The organism is Bradyrhizobium sp. BRP22 (assembly GCF_020194175.1).
Classification (GTDB): Bacteria; Pseudomonadota; Alphaproteobacteria; order Rhizobiales; family Xanthobacteraceae; genus Bradyrhizobium.
Genome location: NZ_JADYVX010000017.1, coordinates 56,531 through 73,134, shown reverse-complemented (window position 1 = coordinate 73,134; position 16,604 = coordinate 56,531). Strand labels below are relative to the sequence as shown.

12 protein-coding genes are annotated in these 16,604 nt (G+C 61.9%); 8 read left to right on the top strand and 4 right to left on the bottom strand.

Features of this window, described 5'->3' with window-relative positions; genetic code table 11:
- Nucleotides 1-34: 34 nt before the first annotated feature.
- Nucleotides 35-394 carry an EF-hand domain-containing protein gene (locus tag I6F35_RS21285; RefSeq protein WP_225119702.1) on the bottom strand — a complete coding sequence of 120 codons (360 nt, stop codon included), beginning with the start codon at nt 392-394 and terminating at the stop codon, nt 35-37.
- A 136-nt stretch (nt 395-530) separates the two neighbouring features.
- Complete coding sequence (locus I6F35_RS21280) at nt 531-1,511, bottom strand: helix-turn-helix domain-containing protein (protein WP_225119628.1); 981 nt, start codon at nt 1,509-1,511, stop codon at nt 531-533.
- A gap of 374 nt (nt 1,512-1,885) precedes the next feature.
- Here I6F35_RS21280 and xoxF5 point away from each other — a divergent pair, with 374 nt between their 5' ends.
- The 7 genes from xoxF5 (at nt 1,886) to I6F35_RS21245 (ending at nt 9,775) form a co-directional block, all read left to right on the top strand.
- Nucleotides 1,886-3,691 carry a lanthanide-dependent methanol dehydrogenase XoxF5 gene (gene xoxF5 / locus I6F35_RS21275; RefSeq protein ID WP_225119627.1) on the top strand — a complete coding sequence of 602 codons (1,806 nt, stop codon included), beginning with the start codon at nt 1,886-1,888 and terminating at the stop codon, nt 3,689-3,691.
- A 102-nt stretch (nt 3,692-3,793) separates the two neighbouring features.
- Nucleotides 3,794-4,282 carry a c-type cytochrome, methanol metabolism-related gene (locus I6F35_RS21270; RefSeq protein ID WP_225119701.1) on the top strand — a complete coding sequence of 163 codons (489 nt, stop codon included), beginning with the start codon at nt 3,794-3,796 and terminating at the stop codon, nt 4,280-4,282.
- Between the two features lie 44 nt (nt 4,283-4,326).
- The gene (locus tag I6F35_RS21265; RefSeq protein WP_225119626.1) at nt 4,327-5,436 is read left to right on the top strand and encodes an S-(hydroxymethyl)glutathione dehydrogenase/class III alcohol dehydrogenase; all 1,110 of its coding nucleotides are present in this window, start codon (nt 4,327-4,329) and stop codon (nt 5,434-5,436) included.
- 164 nt (nt 5,437-5,600) lie between these two features.
- A complete protein-coding gene (gene gfa / locus I6F35_RS21260; RefSeq protein ID WP_225119625.1) occupies nt 5,601-6,164 on the top strand; it encodes an S-(hydroxymethyl)glutathione synthase in 564 nt (187 codons plus the stop codon).
- 516 nt (nt 6,165-6,680) lie between these two features.
- Nucleotides 6,681-7,133 carry a (2Fe-2S)-binding protein gene (locus tag I6F35_RS21255; protein ID WP_225119624.1) on the top strand — a complete coding sequence of 151 codons (453 nt, stop codon included), beginning with the start codon at nt 6,681-6,683 and terminating at the stop codon, nt 7,131-7,133.
- 1 nt (nt 7,134) lies between these two features.
- Nucleotides 7,135-9,453: a molybdopterin cofactor-binding domain-containing protein gene (locus I6F35_RS21250; protein ID WP_225119623.1), complete on the top strand. Its 2,319-nt coding sequence runs from the start codon at nt 7,135-7,137 to the stop codon at nt 9,451-9,453.
- A gap of 55 nt (nt 9,454-9,508) precedes the next feature.
- Nucleotides 9,509-9,775: a hypothetical protein gene (locus I6F35_RS21245; RefSeq protein WP_225119622.1), complete on the top strand. Its 267-nt coding sequence runs from the start codon at nt 9,509-9,511 to the stop codon at nt 9,773-9,775.
- A 65-nt stretch (nt 9,776-9,840) separates the two neighbouring features.
- Here I6F35_RS21245 and I6F35_RS21240 read toward each other — a convergent pair whose 3' ends face one another.
- Together I6F35_RS21240 and I6F35_RS21235 are read right to left on the bottom strand one after the other, a co-directional pair.
- Nucleotides 9,841-11,568, bottom strand: a complete 1,728-nt coding sequence (locus I6F35_RS21240) for a methanol/ethanol family PQQ-dependent dehydrogenase (RefSeq protein WP_225119621.1) — start codon at nt 11,566-11,568, stop codon at nt 9,841-9,843.
- Between the two features lie 84 nt (nt 11,569-11,652).
- The gene (locus I6F35_RS21235; protein WP_346283187.1) at nt 11,653-12,228 is read right to left on the bottom strand and encodes a ubiquinol-cytochrome c reductase iron-sulfur subunit; all 576 of its coding nucleotides are present in this window, start codon (nt 12,226-12,228) and stop codon (nt 11,653-11,655) included.
- Between the two features lie 1,756 nt (nt 12,229-13,984).
- Here I6F35_RS21235 and I6F35_RS21230 point away from each other — a divergent pair.
- Nucleotides 13,985-16,495, top strand: coding sequence for an arylsulfatase (locus I6F35_RS21230; RefSeq protein WP_225119619.1), 2,511 nt, complete (start codon nt 13,985-13,987; stop codon nt 16,493-16,495).
- Nucleotides 16,496-16,604: the final 109 nt, after the last annotated feature.

Here is a 16,604-nt window from a genome sequence, read left to right as displayed (position 1 = left end):
CTGCTTGCATGGGTCTGCCAGCTGATCAGGTGTCCTATCGCATTAACCGCAACAGGGCGCGACCGGCGGGCGACCGCAATTCCTTGGCGTCCAGTGTTCCATCCTTGTCCGGATTCGCCGCGTTGAACCGCTGCTCCACGACGGCAAGATATTCATCCAGCGTCAGCGTGCCGTCATGATCAGGATCGGCGGCCGCCAGCTCCTTGGCGTTCAGCCGGCCGCGCAGCTCACGCGCATCGAGCGTGCCGTCTTGATCCGGGTTCAGTTTGGTGAAGAGCGCGGAGGCCGCCTTCTTTACCTCGGCCAGATCGAGCGTGCCATCATTGTCGGTATCGAACGTCTTGACCGGGTCGGCGCGTTTCGGCGCGCCCAGAGCCGGTCCCGAAAACGCCATAGCAGCCAATGTCAAGACAACAAGACCACGCCATTTCATCTCTGATCTCCCTGGTAGCGCCTGTGCGACAAGGGCAGCAGAGAAGCTTGCACAGATGGCAGAGCGCACGCCGGCCGCCCACGGCGCGCTTGAGGATCTAGTCTGAGGTCGCCGAAAATTCCACGGTGGGGCCGGCCTGCTGCTGCCGGTGAACGGCTGATGGCACGATGCCGAAATATTTCCGGAACACGCGGCTGAAATGCGAGGAGCTGGAGAAGCCCCACGAAAATGCGACATCCGTGATCGTCTTGCCGGGCTGCGCTTCCAGCTCCTCGCGGCAGTGCTGCAGCCGGGCGCGCCAGATGTAGTCGCTCACGGTCATGCCGCGCTCGCTGAACAGCATGTGCAGGTAGCGCTTGGTGCAGCCCAGCGCCCTGGAAATCTGGTCGATGCAGAGATCCGGATCGCGCAGATGTTCGCGGATGAAGAACTGCGCCCGGATATAGGTTGCTTCCGCACCGCCATGATTGAACGTCGTCTCGGCTTCACGCAGCGGCAACAGCAGAAGATCGATCAACGAATCGGCGACACCCATCGCGTTGTAGGGGGACAATCGGGCCGCCTCGGAAAAGGCCGCATGCACGAAATCATACGCGATGCGGCCGGTGCCGCTACGCGCCGAGAGCTTGCAGGCCGGCATCCGCGTCGAACGGAAGCCGCGCTCCTGCAGAAGCGCCTTCGGGACGATCACGACCTCATGCCGTGTCAGTGACGGGCTGATGATGGTGTGTGGGCTGGAAACGTCGTAGGCGAGGCAATCGCCCGGAACGAGCTCGAAATGACGGCCGTCCTGCTCGAAATAGGACACGCCGTGGGTCTGGAACAGGATCTTGATATAGGGATGGTCGTTCGCTTTCGACCGCGCGTTCAGATGCGCGATACGGTGCTGGCTGACCTCGATCTGGCAGAGTTTCAGCCGCGAGACCGTGGTGTAGTTGACCCGTGCATCGAGCGACAGCGCGTCCATCGGGTCGACATCAAACCGGCCGCATAGGTCGGTCAGAGCATCTGTCCAACATTGGACCTGCTTCTTCGGCGTCAAACCGGAGGTAGTGAGCGAACGGATGGTATCGGGCATATCCAGCCACCGATTCGAGATCAAAGCGTGACTGCTCGCCGCAAGAGGCTTTGGTTACCGTAAAGCACCGTTACCCCAATCTTAATGCGGTCTTGAAGCCTGAGCAGCGTTCCTCCTGACAACCTGGGATAATCCTCGACTTTACTTCAAGTGCCGTCAAGGGAAATCAATCTCGCGCGCCTGCGGCCGGCGGCACATCAGCGCCGCACTGCGCTGCACCGCAAGCAAAAAAGTTCTTCGAGTTTCACTTTTGAGCAAGCCGGCCTTCTCTCTTGGGCAAGTCGCGCATCCATGAAGGGGATAGGGAAGAGGAACCAAGAAAAGCAAACCGTTTCGGCGGAAGGCATAAAACTCATCATTGGGAGGAAATTACTATGCGCAAGGTGCTATTCGCGACCTCTCTCGGCGCCATGGCGGCGTTGAGCGGAGGTGCTGCCAGTGCCAATGAAGAACTCATCAAAATGTCGCAGAACCCGAAAGATTGGGTGCAGCCCGCAGGTGACTACGCGAATACGCGTTACTCAAAGCTGAATCAAATCAACGCCTCGAATGTCGGAAAGTTGCAGGTCGCCTGGACGTTTTCGACCGGCGTGCTGCGTGGCCACGAGGGCGGGCCGCTGATCATCGGCAACATGATGTACGTGCACACGCCCTTCCCGAACAAGGTCTATGCTCTTGACCTGTCGCAGGACAATAAGATCGTCTGGAGATACGAGCCGAAGCAGGATCCGAACGTGATCCCGGTGATGTGCTGCGACACGGTGAATCGTGGCGTGGCCTATGGCGATGGCAAGATCTTCCTGCACCAGGCCGACACCACGCTGGTGGCGCTTGACGCCAAGACCGGCAAGGTGGAGTGGACCGCGAAGAATGGCGACCCGGGCAAGGGCGAGACCGGTACATCCTCGCCGCTCGTTGTTAAGGACAAGGTTCTGGTCGGCATCTCCGGTGGCGAGTTCGGCGTGCAGTGCCACGTCACGGCCTACGACCTCAAGAGCGGCAAGCAAGTATGGCGTGCCTATTCCGAAGGGCCTGACGACCAGATCAAGGTCGATCCTGTGAAGACCACCGAACTCGGCAAGCCGGTCGGCAAGGATTCGAGCGTCAAGACCTGGCAGGGCGATCAGTGGAAGATCGGCGGCGGCTGCACATGGGGCTGGATGTCCTATGACCCGCAGTTGAACCTTGTCTATTACGGCTCGGGCAATCCCTCCACCTGGAACCCGAAGCAGCGTCCGGGCGACAACAAATGGTCGATGACCATCTTCGCGCGCAATCCGGACGACGGCATGGCCCGCTGGGTCTACCAGATGACGCCCCATGACGAATGGGACTATGACGGCGTCAACGAAATGATCCTCGCTGACCAGCAGATCAACGGGCAGGACCGCAAGCTGCTGGTCCATTTCGACCGTAACGGCTTGGGCTACACGATGGATCGTGCCACCGGCGAGCTCCTGGTCGCCGAGAAGTACGACCCGAAGGTGAACTGGACCAGCGGCGTCGACATGAACAAGAGCTCGCCGACCTACGGCCGGCCGAAGGTCCTCGACCAGTACTCGACCGACAAGCAGGGTGAGGATGTCAACGTCAAGGGCATCTGCCCGGCCGCGCTCGGGACCAAAGACCAGCAACCGGCCGCCTACTCGCCGGAGACGCAGTTGTTCTACGTCCCGACCAACCACGTCTGCATGGACTATGAGCCGTTCAAGGTGAGCTACACCGCGGGTCAACCCTATGTGGGTGCGACGCTCTCGATGTATCCGCCTCCCGGCGAGTCGCACATGGGCAACTTCATCGCCTGGGACGCCAAGACCGGCAAGATCGTCTGGTCCAACAAGGAGCAGTTCTCGGTCTGGTCCGGTGCGCTCGCCACCGCAGGCGGCGTGGTGTTCTATGGAACGCTCGAGGGCTTCCTGAAGGCGGTCGACGCCAAGACCGGCAAGGAGCTTTACAAGTTCAAGACTCCCTCCGGCATCATCGGCAACGTCACGACCTATGAGCAGGGTGGCAAGCAGTATGTGGCGGTGCTGTCCGGAGTCGGCGGCTGGGCCGGCATCGGCCTTGCTGCCGGTCTGACCGATCCGACCGCCGGTCTCGGCGCAGTCGGCGGCTACGCGGCGCTGAGCAACTATACTGCGCTCGGCGGAACGCTCACCGTGTTCTCCCTCCCGCAGTGAGCCGAACGTCGTTCCGGCGCGTGGACCATCCACGCGCCGGTTTTGCCTGTATCTGATCTTGAGGACATGCTCTTGCGCAAAAGCTGGTTCGTGGTGGCGGCGATGATCATCGCCGTATCTGGAGGATTCGCCCTTGCCGACGACGCGGTCGATCCGGCCGCCGTGAAGGAAGAGAATGGCAAATATCTGGACAAGGAAGGTAACCCGACCTTCAAGGTCGCAGCCGATGGGACGGTTGATTGGTACACCTACTCCGGATATCGGCGGTATCATTCGGAATGCCATGTCTGCCATGGCCCGGACGGCATGGGCTCGACCTATGCGCCGGGATTGGCGGGTTCGCTGAAGACCATGAGCTATGCCGACTTCCTCGGCGTCGTCGCCAGCGGCCGCAAGAACGTCAATACCGCACAGGAAAATGTCATGCCGGCGTTCGGTGACAATCCAAACGTCGCCTGCTACATGGACGACCTCTATGTCTACCTGCGCGCCCGCGCCAATGATGCGGTTGGGCGCGTACGCCCAGCAAAGCATGAAGGGAAGCCCGAGGCCTACAAGCAGGCGGAAGAGTCCTGCATGGGCAAGAACTGAAGCTGCGGAGCGCAGGCGACAAAACGCTTTACGGAGAGATCAATATGAAAACACGCGCCGCAGTCGCATTCGAAGCCAAGAAACCGCTCGAGATCGTCGAGCTCGACCTGGAAGGCCCGAAGGCCGGTGAAGTCCTGGTCGAGATCAAGGCGACCGGCATCTGTCATACCGACGCCTACACGCTTGACGGCTTCGACAGTGAGGGAATCTTCCCTTCCATCCTCGGCCATGAGGGCGCCGGCATCGTCCGCGAGGTCGGTGCGGGCGTGACCTCGGTGAAGCCGGGCGATCACGTGATCCCGCTCTACACGCCCGAATGCAGGCAGTGCAAAAGCTGCCTGAGCCAGAAGACCAACCTCTGCACCGCGATCCGCGCCACCCAGGGCAAAGGCGTGATGCCGGACGGCACCTCGCGGTTCAGCTACAAGGGCAAGACCATCTACCACTATATGGGCTGCTCGACCTTCTCGAACTACACGGTGCTGCCGGAGATCGCGGTGGCGAAGATCCGCGAGGACGCCCCGTTCGACAAGAGCTGCTATGTCGGCTGCGGCGTCACCACGGGAGTCGGCGCCGTGGTCAATACCGCGAAAGTCACGCCAGGCTCCAATGTCGTGGTGTTCGGCCTCGGCGGTATCGGGCTCAACGTGATCCAGGGCGCCAAGATGGTTGGCGCCGACAAGATCATCGGCGTCGACATCAACGACTCCAAGGAAGATTGGGGTCGCCGCTTCGGCATGACGCATTTCGTCAATCCGACCAAGGTCGGCGGCGATATCGTCCAGCACCTGGTCGGTCTGACCGATGGCGGCGCCGACTACACCTTCGACTGCACCGGCAACACCAATGTGATGCGCCAGGCGCTGGAAGCCTGCCACCGCGGCTGGGGCGTCTCCGTGATCATCGGCGTCGCGGAAGCCGGCAAGGAAATCGCCACCCGGCCGTTCCAGCTCGTCACCGGGCGGGTCTGGAAGGGCACGGCCTTCGGCGGCGCGCGCGGCCGCACCGACACACCGAAGGTCGTTGACTGGTACATGAACGGAAAGATCCAGATCGATCCGATGATCACCCACGTGCTCAAGCTCGAGGAAATCAACAAGGGGTTCGACTTGATGCACGAGGGCAAGTCGATCCGTTCGGTCGTCGTCTACTAGCCATCCTTCGCCAGTCGTGGGCCACGGCTTGCGAAGGGAAGACTACCGCCTCGAAAGCATGCCCCGCGGGCCCACCCCCGAGGGTCATGCTCAAGGAAAGGAGGGAGCGGGATGAGCGTCCCCGCTCCAGCCTCAACAATGTCAAACACTAGGAGGATTGACCCATGACTGTTCAACTCCACCCATCGATTGACAGCGGCGTGAAGAAAGGCTCCGGCAACTTTGCCGGCGGCACGCTGGTCTGCAAATGCACGGACCGGCCGGTGAAAGTGGCGATCAAGGGCGACGTCGCCCATAACCACGCCTGTGGCTGCACCAAATGCTGGAAGCCGGAAGGGGCGATGTTCTCGATCGTGGCGGTGGTGCCGAGACAGAACCTGACGGTGCTGGAAAATGGCGACAAGCTGCAGATCGTCGACCCCGCGGCTGTGATCCAGCGCTATGCCTGCAAGGCCTGCGGCACGCATATGTATGGGCGGATCGAGAACAAGGCGCATCCGTTCTATGGCCTCGACTTCATCCATCCCGAACTCTTCGAGGAGAGCGGCTCGGCGGCGCCGGGCTTTGCCGCGTTCGTCTCGTCCGTGATCGAGTCCGGCGCCAAGCCGGAGGAGATGCCGGCGATCCGCGGGCGGCTCAAGGAATTGGGGCTCGAGCCCTATGACTGTCTGTCACCGGCGCTGATGGACGCGATCGCGACCCACGTAGCGAAATCCAAGGCCGCCTAATAAGGCTGCCTGATTTACCCGCACACCGCTGGCGGTGCCTGCCTCCGCCAGCGGCGCTATCGCTGCTCGCACCGCAGCATTTTGAGCTGCCCGCACCCATCCTTGTTCCCGTCAGCAGGCCAGTTCCGGCTTTTCCCAATCCGCGCCCGCTTGGCGGCAGTGTATTTTTCGCGTCCGCGTTTGCAAAAATATCCTGACGGTCTTGGATCAGCGAGCGGTCGGCCCCGCTTTTGACAAACGGCAAATGCAAAACACTTGGCTGTGAAGTCAGCGTCGCATCGGTTTCTGCTAGCATTCTATTTTCCCCGATGCGCGCGGGCGGCGCGTTTCATTTGAACATAACAAAGGAGCAGCCGGATACGGACTACCGGACCGATCGTGCAACGGGCTCCCCTTCAGCATCTCCAAGGAGCGACCCGCCGCACGAGACCCAAGAGCGGTCGCGAGCGCAGGGAGAAATATGTTCTCGCTCGTGGCCTGCAAACATCAACAGCTTAAGAAGAGCGAGGGACGATCATGGTCAAGTTGAAGATTAATGGTCAGGAACGGAATTGGGACGGCGACCCCGACCTGCCGCTACTCTGGTTTATCCGTGATGAAGTGGGGCTCACCGGCACCAAATTCGGCTGCGGTCAGGCGCTGTGCGGCTCCTGCACCGTGATCATGGACAAGCAGGCGGTGCGCGCCTGCATCACCTCGGTGTCGGACGCGGCCGGCCGCGAGGTCACCACCATCGAGGGTCTGCATCCGACCGGCGATCACCCGGTGCAAAAGGCCTGGCGCCAAGTCAATGTGCCGCAATGCGGTTATTGCCAGGCGGGTCAGATCATGCAAGCGGCTGCGCTGCTGATGGACAATCCAAAACCGTCACACGACCAGATCCGCGAATCCCTGTCCGGCAACATCTGCCGCTGCGGCTGCTACCAGCGGATCGAGAACGCAGTCCATCTCGCATCGACGGGGGTGTGACATGAATATCCTCACCAATCCCAACAAGCTTCGCGGCTTCGAGAAGCACATCAAGGTCGAGAACGTTTCGCGCCGCAGCATCCTGAAGAGCCTGGGGCTCGCCGGCGGGTTCGTGCTCGCTGCACCGGTGATGATGCGCCCGAGCTTCGCATACGAGACCGGCGCGGGGAAAATGCCGCACGGCGTCGTGGTCGACCCGCGCGTTTTCGTCTCGATCGCGCCTGACGGCATCGTCACGATCGTGGCGCACCGCTCCGAGATGGGAACCGGTGTACGCACCAGCCTGCCCCTGATCGTGGCCGAGGAACTGGAGGCCGACTGGTCGCGCGTCCGCATCCAGCAGGCGCATGGCGATGAGGTCAAGTTCGGCAACCAGGACACCGACGGCTCGCGCAGCACGCGCCACTATCTGATCCCGATGCGCCAGATCGGCGCTTCGGCCCGCACCATGCTCGAGCAGGCTGCGGCGAAACGCTGGGGCGTGCCGGCGAGCGAGGTGAAGGCCGTCCATCACGAGGTCGTCCACAGCGCGAGCGGGCGCAAGCTCGGCTTCGGCGAACTCGCAGCCGATGCCGCAAAACAGTCGGTGCCGAGCATCGAAGGCCTGAAGCTCAAGAACCCGAAGGACTTCCGCTATCTCGGCAAGGGCGAGATCGGCATCGTCGACCTCCACGACATCACGACGGGTGCAGCCCATTATGGCGCCGACGTGCGACTGCCCGGCATGAAATATGCCGTCATCGCCCGTCCGCCGGTGACCGGCGGCAAGCTCGTCTCCTTCGATGGCGCGGAAGCGATGAAGGTCTCCGGTGTCGAGAAGGTGATGGAAGTGAAGGGATGGCCATGGCCGTCCAAATTCCAGCCGCTCGGCGGGGTGGCCGTGATCGCACGCAACACTGGCGCCGCGATCAAGGGCTGCAATGCGCTGAAGGTGACCTGGGACGACGGCGCCAATGCCAAATACGACTCGGTCGCCTATCGCGCCGAGCTCGAGGCGGCCGCGCGCAAGCCGGGCCTCGTCGTGCGCAAGGAAGGCGATGCCGAGGCGGCGTTGAAGAGCGCCGACAAAGTCATCGTCGGCGAGTACTACCTGCCGCATTTCGCCCATGCCAGCATGGAGCCGCCGGTTGCGGTCGCCAACGTCAAGGGCGACAAGGCGGAAGTCTGGGCTCCCGTGCAGAGCCCGGGCGGAACGCGCGAGGACGTCGCCAAGACGCTCGGCATCCCCGAGGAGAACGTGACCGTCAACGTCACGCTGCTCGGCGGCGGTTTCGGCCGCAAGTCGAAATGCGACTTCGCGCTTGAGGCCGTGCTGCTCTCGAAGGAGCTCGGCGTGCCGGTGAAGGTGCAGTGGACGCGCGAAGACGATGTGCGCCACGACTTCCTCCACACGGTGTCCGTCGAGCGGATCGAAGCGGGCCTCGACAAGAATGGCAAGGTGATCGCCTGGCGGCATCGCAGCGTGGCTCCATCCATCGCCTCGACGTTCGCCGCCGGAACCGTCCACCAGGCGCCGTTCGAGCTTGGCATGGGGTTGATCGACAATCCGTTCGAGATCGCCAACATGCAGTGCGAGAACCCGGAGGCAGCCGCGCATACCCGCATCGGCTGGTTCCGCTCGGTGTCGAACATCCCGCGTGCCTTCGCGGTGCAGTCCATGGTCGCCGAAATCGCCCATGCCACCAACCGCGACCCGAAGGACATGCTGCTCGAACTGATCGGCTCGCCCCGGATCGTCAACCTTTCCTCGGTGAAGGATCCCTGGAACTATGGCGAGCCGTATGACAGCTACCCGATCGACACCGCGCGGCTGCGCAAGGTGGTCGAAGTGGTCGCCGACAAAGGCGGCTGGGGACGATCGGTGCCCAAGGGCCATGGCCTTGGCATCGCGGTGCACAGGAGCTTCGTCAGCTATATCGCGACCATCGTCGAAGTCGCTGTCGACGACAAGGGCAAGCTGACGGTGCCGAGGGTCGACACCGCGATCGACTGCGGCACCTATGTCAACCCCGAGCGCATCCAGTCGCAGATCGAGGGCGCGGCGATCATGGGCATGAGCCTCGCCAAATACGGCGAGATCACCTTCAAGGACGGCAAGGTGCAGCAGGGCAATTTCGACGATTACCCGGTGCTCCGGATCGACGAATCCCCTGGCATCACCAACGTCTACATCGTGCCGCCCGCAACCCCCGATACGCCGCCGAGCGGTGTCGGCGAACCCGGCGTGCCGCCGTTCGCGCCGGCCTTGATCAACGCGATCTTCGCCGCCACCGGAAAACGCATCCGCGCGATGCCGATCGGCAAGCAACTGGAGGCGTGAGGCGGAACGCAAGCGCGCATCAATTGTTTCATCGATCTGGAGAGGAGACAGATCGATGAAACATAATTTCCCGGCGCTCGCGGTGTCTCTACTGGCGGGCGCCTTTCTTTTGAGTGAGCAGGCGGCGAACGCGCAAACCAACACGTCACCACCACCCGCGACCGCCACGCGGCCGGCGAAGACGCCCGCGGAGCAGAATTCCTTGCCGAATAATGCCCCGCCGGCCACCACCAACCAGACCACCGGTGAAGCGAGCCGCGATCCGACGATCAGGAAGATGAACGAGGACGAGAAGGCGAAAGTCGACAACAAAGGCAAATGATCAATTCCCAACGAAGAACGGCGGACCTTTCGGTCCGCCGCTCCTTTTCGCCGTCCCGTGTGTCGCTATTTCTTGACCGCGAACACCCAGACGACGCCCCCCTGAGGCACGTTGTTCTCGACGCCGACATTCTGCGTGACCAGGCCATCCTGGATGCGCTGCGCGTCGACGCCCCAGCCCGACTGGATCGCGATGTATTGCGTGCCGTCGATCTCATAGGAGACCGGCATGCCCATGATGCCGGAATTGGTCTTCTGCTCCCACAACAACTGGCCGCTCTTGGCATCGAAGGCGCGGAAGTTGCGATCGTTGGTGCCTCCGACAAAGATCAGATCGCCCGCAGTCGCCAACACCGAACCGAACAGTTGCGATTTCGGGAAGTTGTGCGACCACACCTTCTTGCCGGTGGCCGGATCCCAGGCCTGCAACTCGCCCATGTGGGTGGCGCCCGGGCGCACCGTCAGGCCGATATCTTCCGGCTTGGTGCCGAGCCAGAGCTGGCCAGGAACCAGCGGTGTCTTCTCGCCGGAGAAGCCGCCGCAGAAATTCTCGTTGGCGGGAACGTAGACGAGCTTGGTCCTCGGGCTATACGACGCCGACGGCCAATCCTTGCCGCCCCACAGCGACGGGCAGAATTCGACGCGCTTGCCGAGCACCGGCTTGTGCTCGGGATCGACGATCGGCCTGCCAGTCTCCTTCTCAATGCCCTTCCAGACATTGGTGTACACGAACGGCCAGCCGGTGACGTAGTTGATCCGGTCGGGCTTCGCTTCGAGAATCCAGAAGATCGCATCGCGCCCGGGATGCACGAGCGCCTTGAACGGGCGGCCTTCCCGTTCCAGGTTGACCAGGATCGGCGCCTCGACCTCGTCCCAGTCCCAGGAATCGTTCTGGTGATACTGGAAGTGCGTCTTGATCTTGCCGGTGTCCGGATCGAGCGCGAGCACGGAACTGGTGTAGAGATTATCGCCGGGATGCGCCGAGCCGGGCCATGGTGCGGCGTTGCCGACGCCCCAATAGATCGTCTTGGTCTCCTTGTCGTAATTGCCGGTCATCCAGGCCGATCCGCCGCCGGTCTTCCAGTCATCGCCGCCCCATGTCTCGCTGCCCGGCTCGCCCGGCGCGGGAATGGTGAAGGTGCGCCACAGTTCCTTGCCGTTGTTGGCATCGTACGCGACGACATAACCACGGACCCCGAACTCGCCGCCGGACCCGCCGACGATGACCTTGCCGTCGACGATCAACGGCATCAGCGTCATGTACTGGCCCTTCTTGTAGTCCTGCACCTTCGTATCCCAGACCACCTTGCCGGTCTTGGCATCGAGTGCGACCACATGGTCATCCGTCGTCGCCAGATAGAGCTTGTCCTGCCACAGCCCGACGCCGCGGCTGGTCGGATGCAACTGGAACAGATCCTCGGGCAATTGACGCTTGTAGCGCCAATATTCATCACCGGTCTTGGCGTTGAGCGCGATCACCTGCCCCATCGGGGTGGCAACAAACATGACGCCATTGTTGACGATCGGCGGCGCCTCGTGGCCTTCGATCACGCCGGTGGAGAAGGTCCATACCGGCGTCAGGCTCTTCACGTTCTGTGTGTTGATCTGCTCGAGCGGGCTATAGCCCTGCCCGTCATAGGTCCGCCGATACAGCATCCAGTTGCTTGGCTCGGGATTCTCGAGCCGCTGCGAGGTCACCGGACTGTAATTCTCGATCGGGCCTGCCACCGCAGCGGTTGAGACAAGGCACGCGAACGCCGCTGCACTCGTGAGAAGCCATTGTTTCGTGGTCATTAGATGCTACCTCCCTGCTTTGTTCTTTGTTCAGAACTTTTGATTGCACTTACCCAATTTGAGCGAATTATTTGGTTCTTTGCCTCAGGCACCTACCTTTCCTACGAACGCCGCAGACACGGTGAGCGAACCGTCGGTGAGAGCCAACGGAAGCGCCGCCAGACGACGGGTCGCCGGCCCGAACACGACGTCCGCGCCGTGCCGCGGGTCATATTCGGAATTGTGGCAAAAGCACTTGAAGACGTTCTTGTCGTTTTCCGCCGACTTCACCCAGCCGGTGGTGGGACATCCGGCGTGCGCGCAGATCAGCGAATAGGCGACGATGCCGTCAGCCGAGCGCGCGCGCGTGTCGTCGTCGAGTTCATCGGGATTGAGCCGGATGACGAGCACTTCATTCAAACGCGAACCTTTGCGGACCACCGAGGTGGCGGGATCCTTCGGCCAGGCGCGTACTGGCGGGCCACCGAGCTTGAGGTCGTCTGATTTGATGACCTGGCCGGCGCGCTCTCCTTCGGAGAGAACCAGGAGATCGCCCTTCTTCGGCCGATCGTTGCTGCCGGGTTGATCCTCTTGCGCCGCAGCAGGCCCGGTGGCCGCAACGCAGGCGCCGGTGGCAAGAACCTTCAGAAGCGAACGACGTGTCTGGTCTGGATGATGCATCTCGAGTTCCATCTTGGGTTGAGGTGTAACACCGAGTTGAATTCAGACCCGGTGCAAATGAGCGCCGGAACTCTGCCAAAAAGAAGGCAAGCAACGACTCCGTCGAACCGAGTCGTTCTCTCTCGCCATTCATTGTTGGCGGCAGCCGCGATGCTCAAACTCTCATCACATCACGCGTGGAGCAACAGTGCATCATGATGATTTTGCGGATCAGGTTGGATGTTGCTGAATTTGTGCGGCGCGCAAGGAACGTGTTGCGGTGCGGATGCTGGCGCCGGTGTCTCGTGTAATAGCCCGCTAACACATCACCATCACCGCGCTTGCGTGTGCGATGCAGTTCGCGTGTCGCGCGTGTTCGCTGCACTCAATGAATAGTTCGCATTTCACAATGACCACATCGGCATCGTCCCGTCGAAAGGCGAGACGGCACGGGGGAGAGAGCGGATTCGAATGTCAAAGAGCGGACCGGTAGGATGCGAAGCAATCCATCTCTCGGCACGTGGAGGCATGGATTGCTTCGTCGCTTCGCTCCTCGCAATGACGGACGGCGAGTTCTGATTCAAATGTCAAACAGCTTCTCCGCGGTCATCCGCCCGGCTTGACCGGACGATCCAGTATTGCAGAGGCGGTGGTGCTTATGCCGAGAGGCCGCGGGATACTGGATGCCCGCCTTCGCGGGCATGACGGTGGAGTGGATGTGAGTTCGCGTTCTCGCGGCGCATGGCGTCCGAGCTTTGCGTCTCGTTCCACCCTCGCATTGAAGTGAGGGCGCAGGGAAAGCCGGGTGCCGGTCGCACCCGTGGGCCCCGTGCAACAAAAAGCACGGGGGTAGGACCACAGGTCAACCGAAGCAACTCCGGCTTTCCCTGCGCGATGGTTTACGGCTTACTTCGTGCTCTTCTCGGTGACCGGGCTTTCTTGCCACCGTCATCTCTCGCGCGAACCTCTTCGCGCAAAAAACTTAGCGCCAGCGTCGGGGCGCCAGAACCACACGACTTCGCCGTCCGCAACGCGCGTGCTCGTCAGTCACACGCATCACGTCCACCGCATCTCACCGCACGTTCGTGACGATCGCGATCCGCCCCTCATCCGCCGTGAGACGCGCGAACTCATAGACTGATTTGCGTTTCGGAAAAACAGAAATATTTTTGCCGCGAGGGCTGGACAGACCTATGGGTGATTTGCCCGTCCGGAGCGGAAATCCTTCGTTCAACACTCGCCGCTTTGGCATGGCGCCCGACTTCATTTATGATCATTTTTTTCGCAGATCAGCTACGGGAGGCAAGAAATGAAGCGATCAATTGCCTTGTCGGCGTCGCTAGTTATTGGTTTTTCCGTTGGAAGCAATGGAAGCGCGAGCGCTGTAACTTACTGCCAATACGTCGGCTATCCCGCCAATTGCGTGGTTCGGCCTGACGTCATCGTCGCGCCAAGCCGTGATGCTCGCAGAATGCCACCATCGATTGATGCCCGCCCGAGCGGCGTTGTAAGGCAGGACTTATTCGATAGGAATAACCCGAACAACCTGCGATCGGATTGGCCGAGCCCACCCGCTCAACCGGCCCAGTTCTGAAAGTGGCGCCGCCGCGCGGTCATGGCGCGGAGTAACGCAGACTGCCAAATTCGTGCGGGTTTCCAATGACCCAACGCGGACCATGCGTTGATCTATGTCAACGCATGCTGTCCGGCACCTACTTCGATGTACTTGGTTGGGCACTTTTGGCCCATGGCAGAGATCCAGCAGGGAGGATCGGTCATGAAAATGTCTGCACTGTTGTTCTCCTGCGCTAGTTTGACCGTGCTCACGATTGTCCCCTCGATGGCACAGCAGACGATTGGCGCTGCGGGTTCGCCCGGCGCCACGACCACGATCGACGGCAGGCAACTCCCGCCGCCCGATCCGACCTTTGGCGGCGTGATCAAGGACGACGCCCTGCAGTCCAGGCCGTGGTGGGCACCGCGCATCGTCCCGCCGCAAGGCGCGCCGAATGTGCTGCTGATCATCACTGATGACGCCGGCTTCGGCGTGCCGAGCACTTTCGGGGGCGTCATCCCGACTCCGACGATGGATCGCATCGCCAATGAGGGCCTGCGCTACAATCGTGTCTTCTCCACGGCCCTCTGCTCGCCGACTCGCGCGGCGCTGATCACCGGGCGCAATCACCATTCGGCCGGCTTCGGCGTGATCTCGGAGCAGTCGACCGGCTTCCCGGGTTACAGCAGCATCATCGGGAAGGATAAAGCGACGATCGGGCGGATTCTCCTGGACAACGGCTATGCGACCTCCTGGTTCGGAAAAGACCACAATACGCCCGCATTCGCTGCGAGCCAGGTCGGCCCCTTCAACCAGTGGCCGATAGGCATGGGTTTCGAGTACTTCTACGGCTTCGTCGGCGGCGACGCGAACCAGTGGGAGCCAAATCTCTTCCGCAACACGACGCAAATCTATCCGTTCCTGGGTAAGCCGCCGGGCACCTGGAATCTCGTCACCGCCATGGCCGACGATGCCATCGACTGGATGACACGCATGCACCAGACCGACCCGTCCAAACCGCTGTTCATCAAGTATGCGCCGGGCGCCACGCACGCGCCGCACCACCCGACCAAGGAATGGGTAGACAAGATCGGCGCGATGCACCTGTTCGACGACGGCTACGAGAAGCTTCGCGAGCGCATCTTCGAGAACCAGAGGCGGCTCGGCGTAATCCCGAGTGACACCAAGCTCGCGCCGTGGCCCAAGGAAGTGCTCAAGCCGTGGGACCAGCTCACGGCAGAGGAGAAGAGACTATTCATCAGGCAGGTCGAGGTCTTCGCCGCCTACGCGGCCTATAGCGACCATGAGATCGGGCGCGTGATTCAACACTTCCAGGACCTGGGTCGGCTCGACAACACGCTGGTCATCTACATCAACGGGGACAACGGCACGAGCGCCGAAGGCGGGCCGCTCGGCACGCCGAACGAGGTCGCGTTCTTCAACGGCCTGAATGAGTTGCCTGTCGATGTGCAGATGAAGTTCTACGATGTCTGGGGCACCGAGCAGACCTACAACCACATGTCGGCCGGCTGGTCATGGGCGTTTGACACGCCATTCGACTGGTTCAAGCAGAACGCATCCAGGCTCGGCGGCGTCAACCAGAACATGGTCGTGTCCTGGCCGGCCCGCATCAAGGACAAGGGTTCCTTGCGCGAGCAGTTCGTCCACGTGATCGACGTCATGCCGACGATCCTCGAGGCCACAGGCCTTCAGGCGCCGGAGTATGTGGACGGCATCAAGCAAGCGGCGATCGAAGGCACGAGCTTTGCTTACACATTCGATGGACCGAACGCCAAGGTGCCGTCGCGCCACCAGACGCAGTACTTCGAGATGTTCGGTCAGTGGGCTCTCTACCACGACGGCTGGATGCTGAGCACCAAGGTCAATCGCGCGCCTTGGCAGGCGTTCGGCCCGGCCAACCCCGATCCCCTGAACAACCAGGTGCTGCAGCTTTATGACCTGAGCAAGGACTTCAGCCAGTCCGACGACATCGCGGCCGCGAACCCGCAGAAGGTCAAGGAGATGAAGGAGATGTTCATCGCCGAGGCCAGGAAGTACCAGGTCTTCCCGCTCGACGCATCGGTCGCGGCGCGCATCATCGCGCCGCGACCGAACATCACCGCCGGCCGCGCGGAGTTCGCGTACACGCGACCGATGACGGGATTGCCGCAGGGCGATTCGCCACTGCTGCTCAATGCGTCCTACACGATCACCGCCGATATCGACGTGCCGCAGCGCGGCGCGGAGGGCATGATCCTGACCTCGGGAGGGCGCTTCGCCGGCTACGGCTTCTACCTGCTGCAGGGCAAGCCGGTGTTCCTGTGGAACATGGTCGACCTCGAACGCATCAAGTGGGAAGCTCCGGACGCACTGTCGCCGGGCCGGCATACGGTCGAGTTCGACTTCAAATATGACGGCATTGGCGTCGGCACGCTCGCGTACAACAACTTCAGCGGTCTCGCACAGCCCGGCACCGGCACGCTGAAGGTCGACGGCAAGCAGGTCGCCACCAAGCGGATGGCGAAGACACTGCCGATGATCCTGCAGTGGGACGAGAGCTTCGACATCGGCTCCGACACCCTCACCGGCGTGAACGATGCCGACTACAAGCCGCCGTTCCCGCTGACCGCCAAGCTCAACAAGCTGACGATCAAGGTCGACCGCCCCCAACTCTCGCCTGCAGACATCAAGACCCTGCAGGCGGCGATGCGAGAGAAGGCCAAGGCGGAGTGACTCCATAACGCCGGCCGAGGCCCCGATCTCGCCCGTGGCCCATCCCTCGCGACGTCGCTGGCGCGGCTCCTCGTGATCAGGGCGCGTCATCCCGGGGCGATGCGCCAGC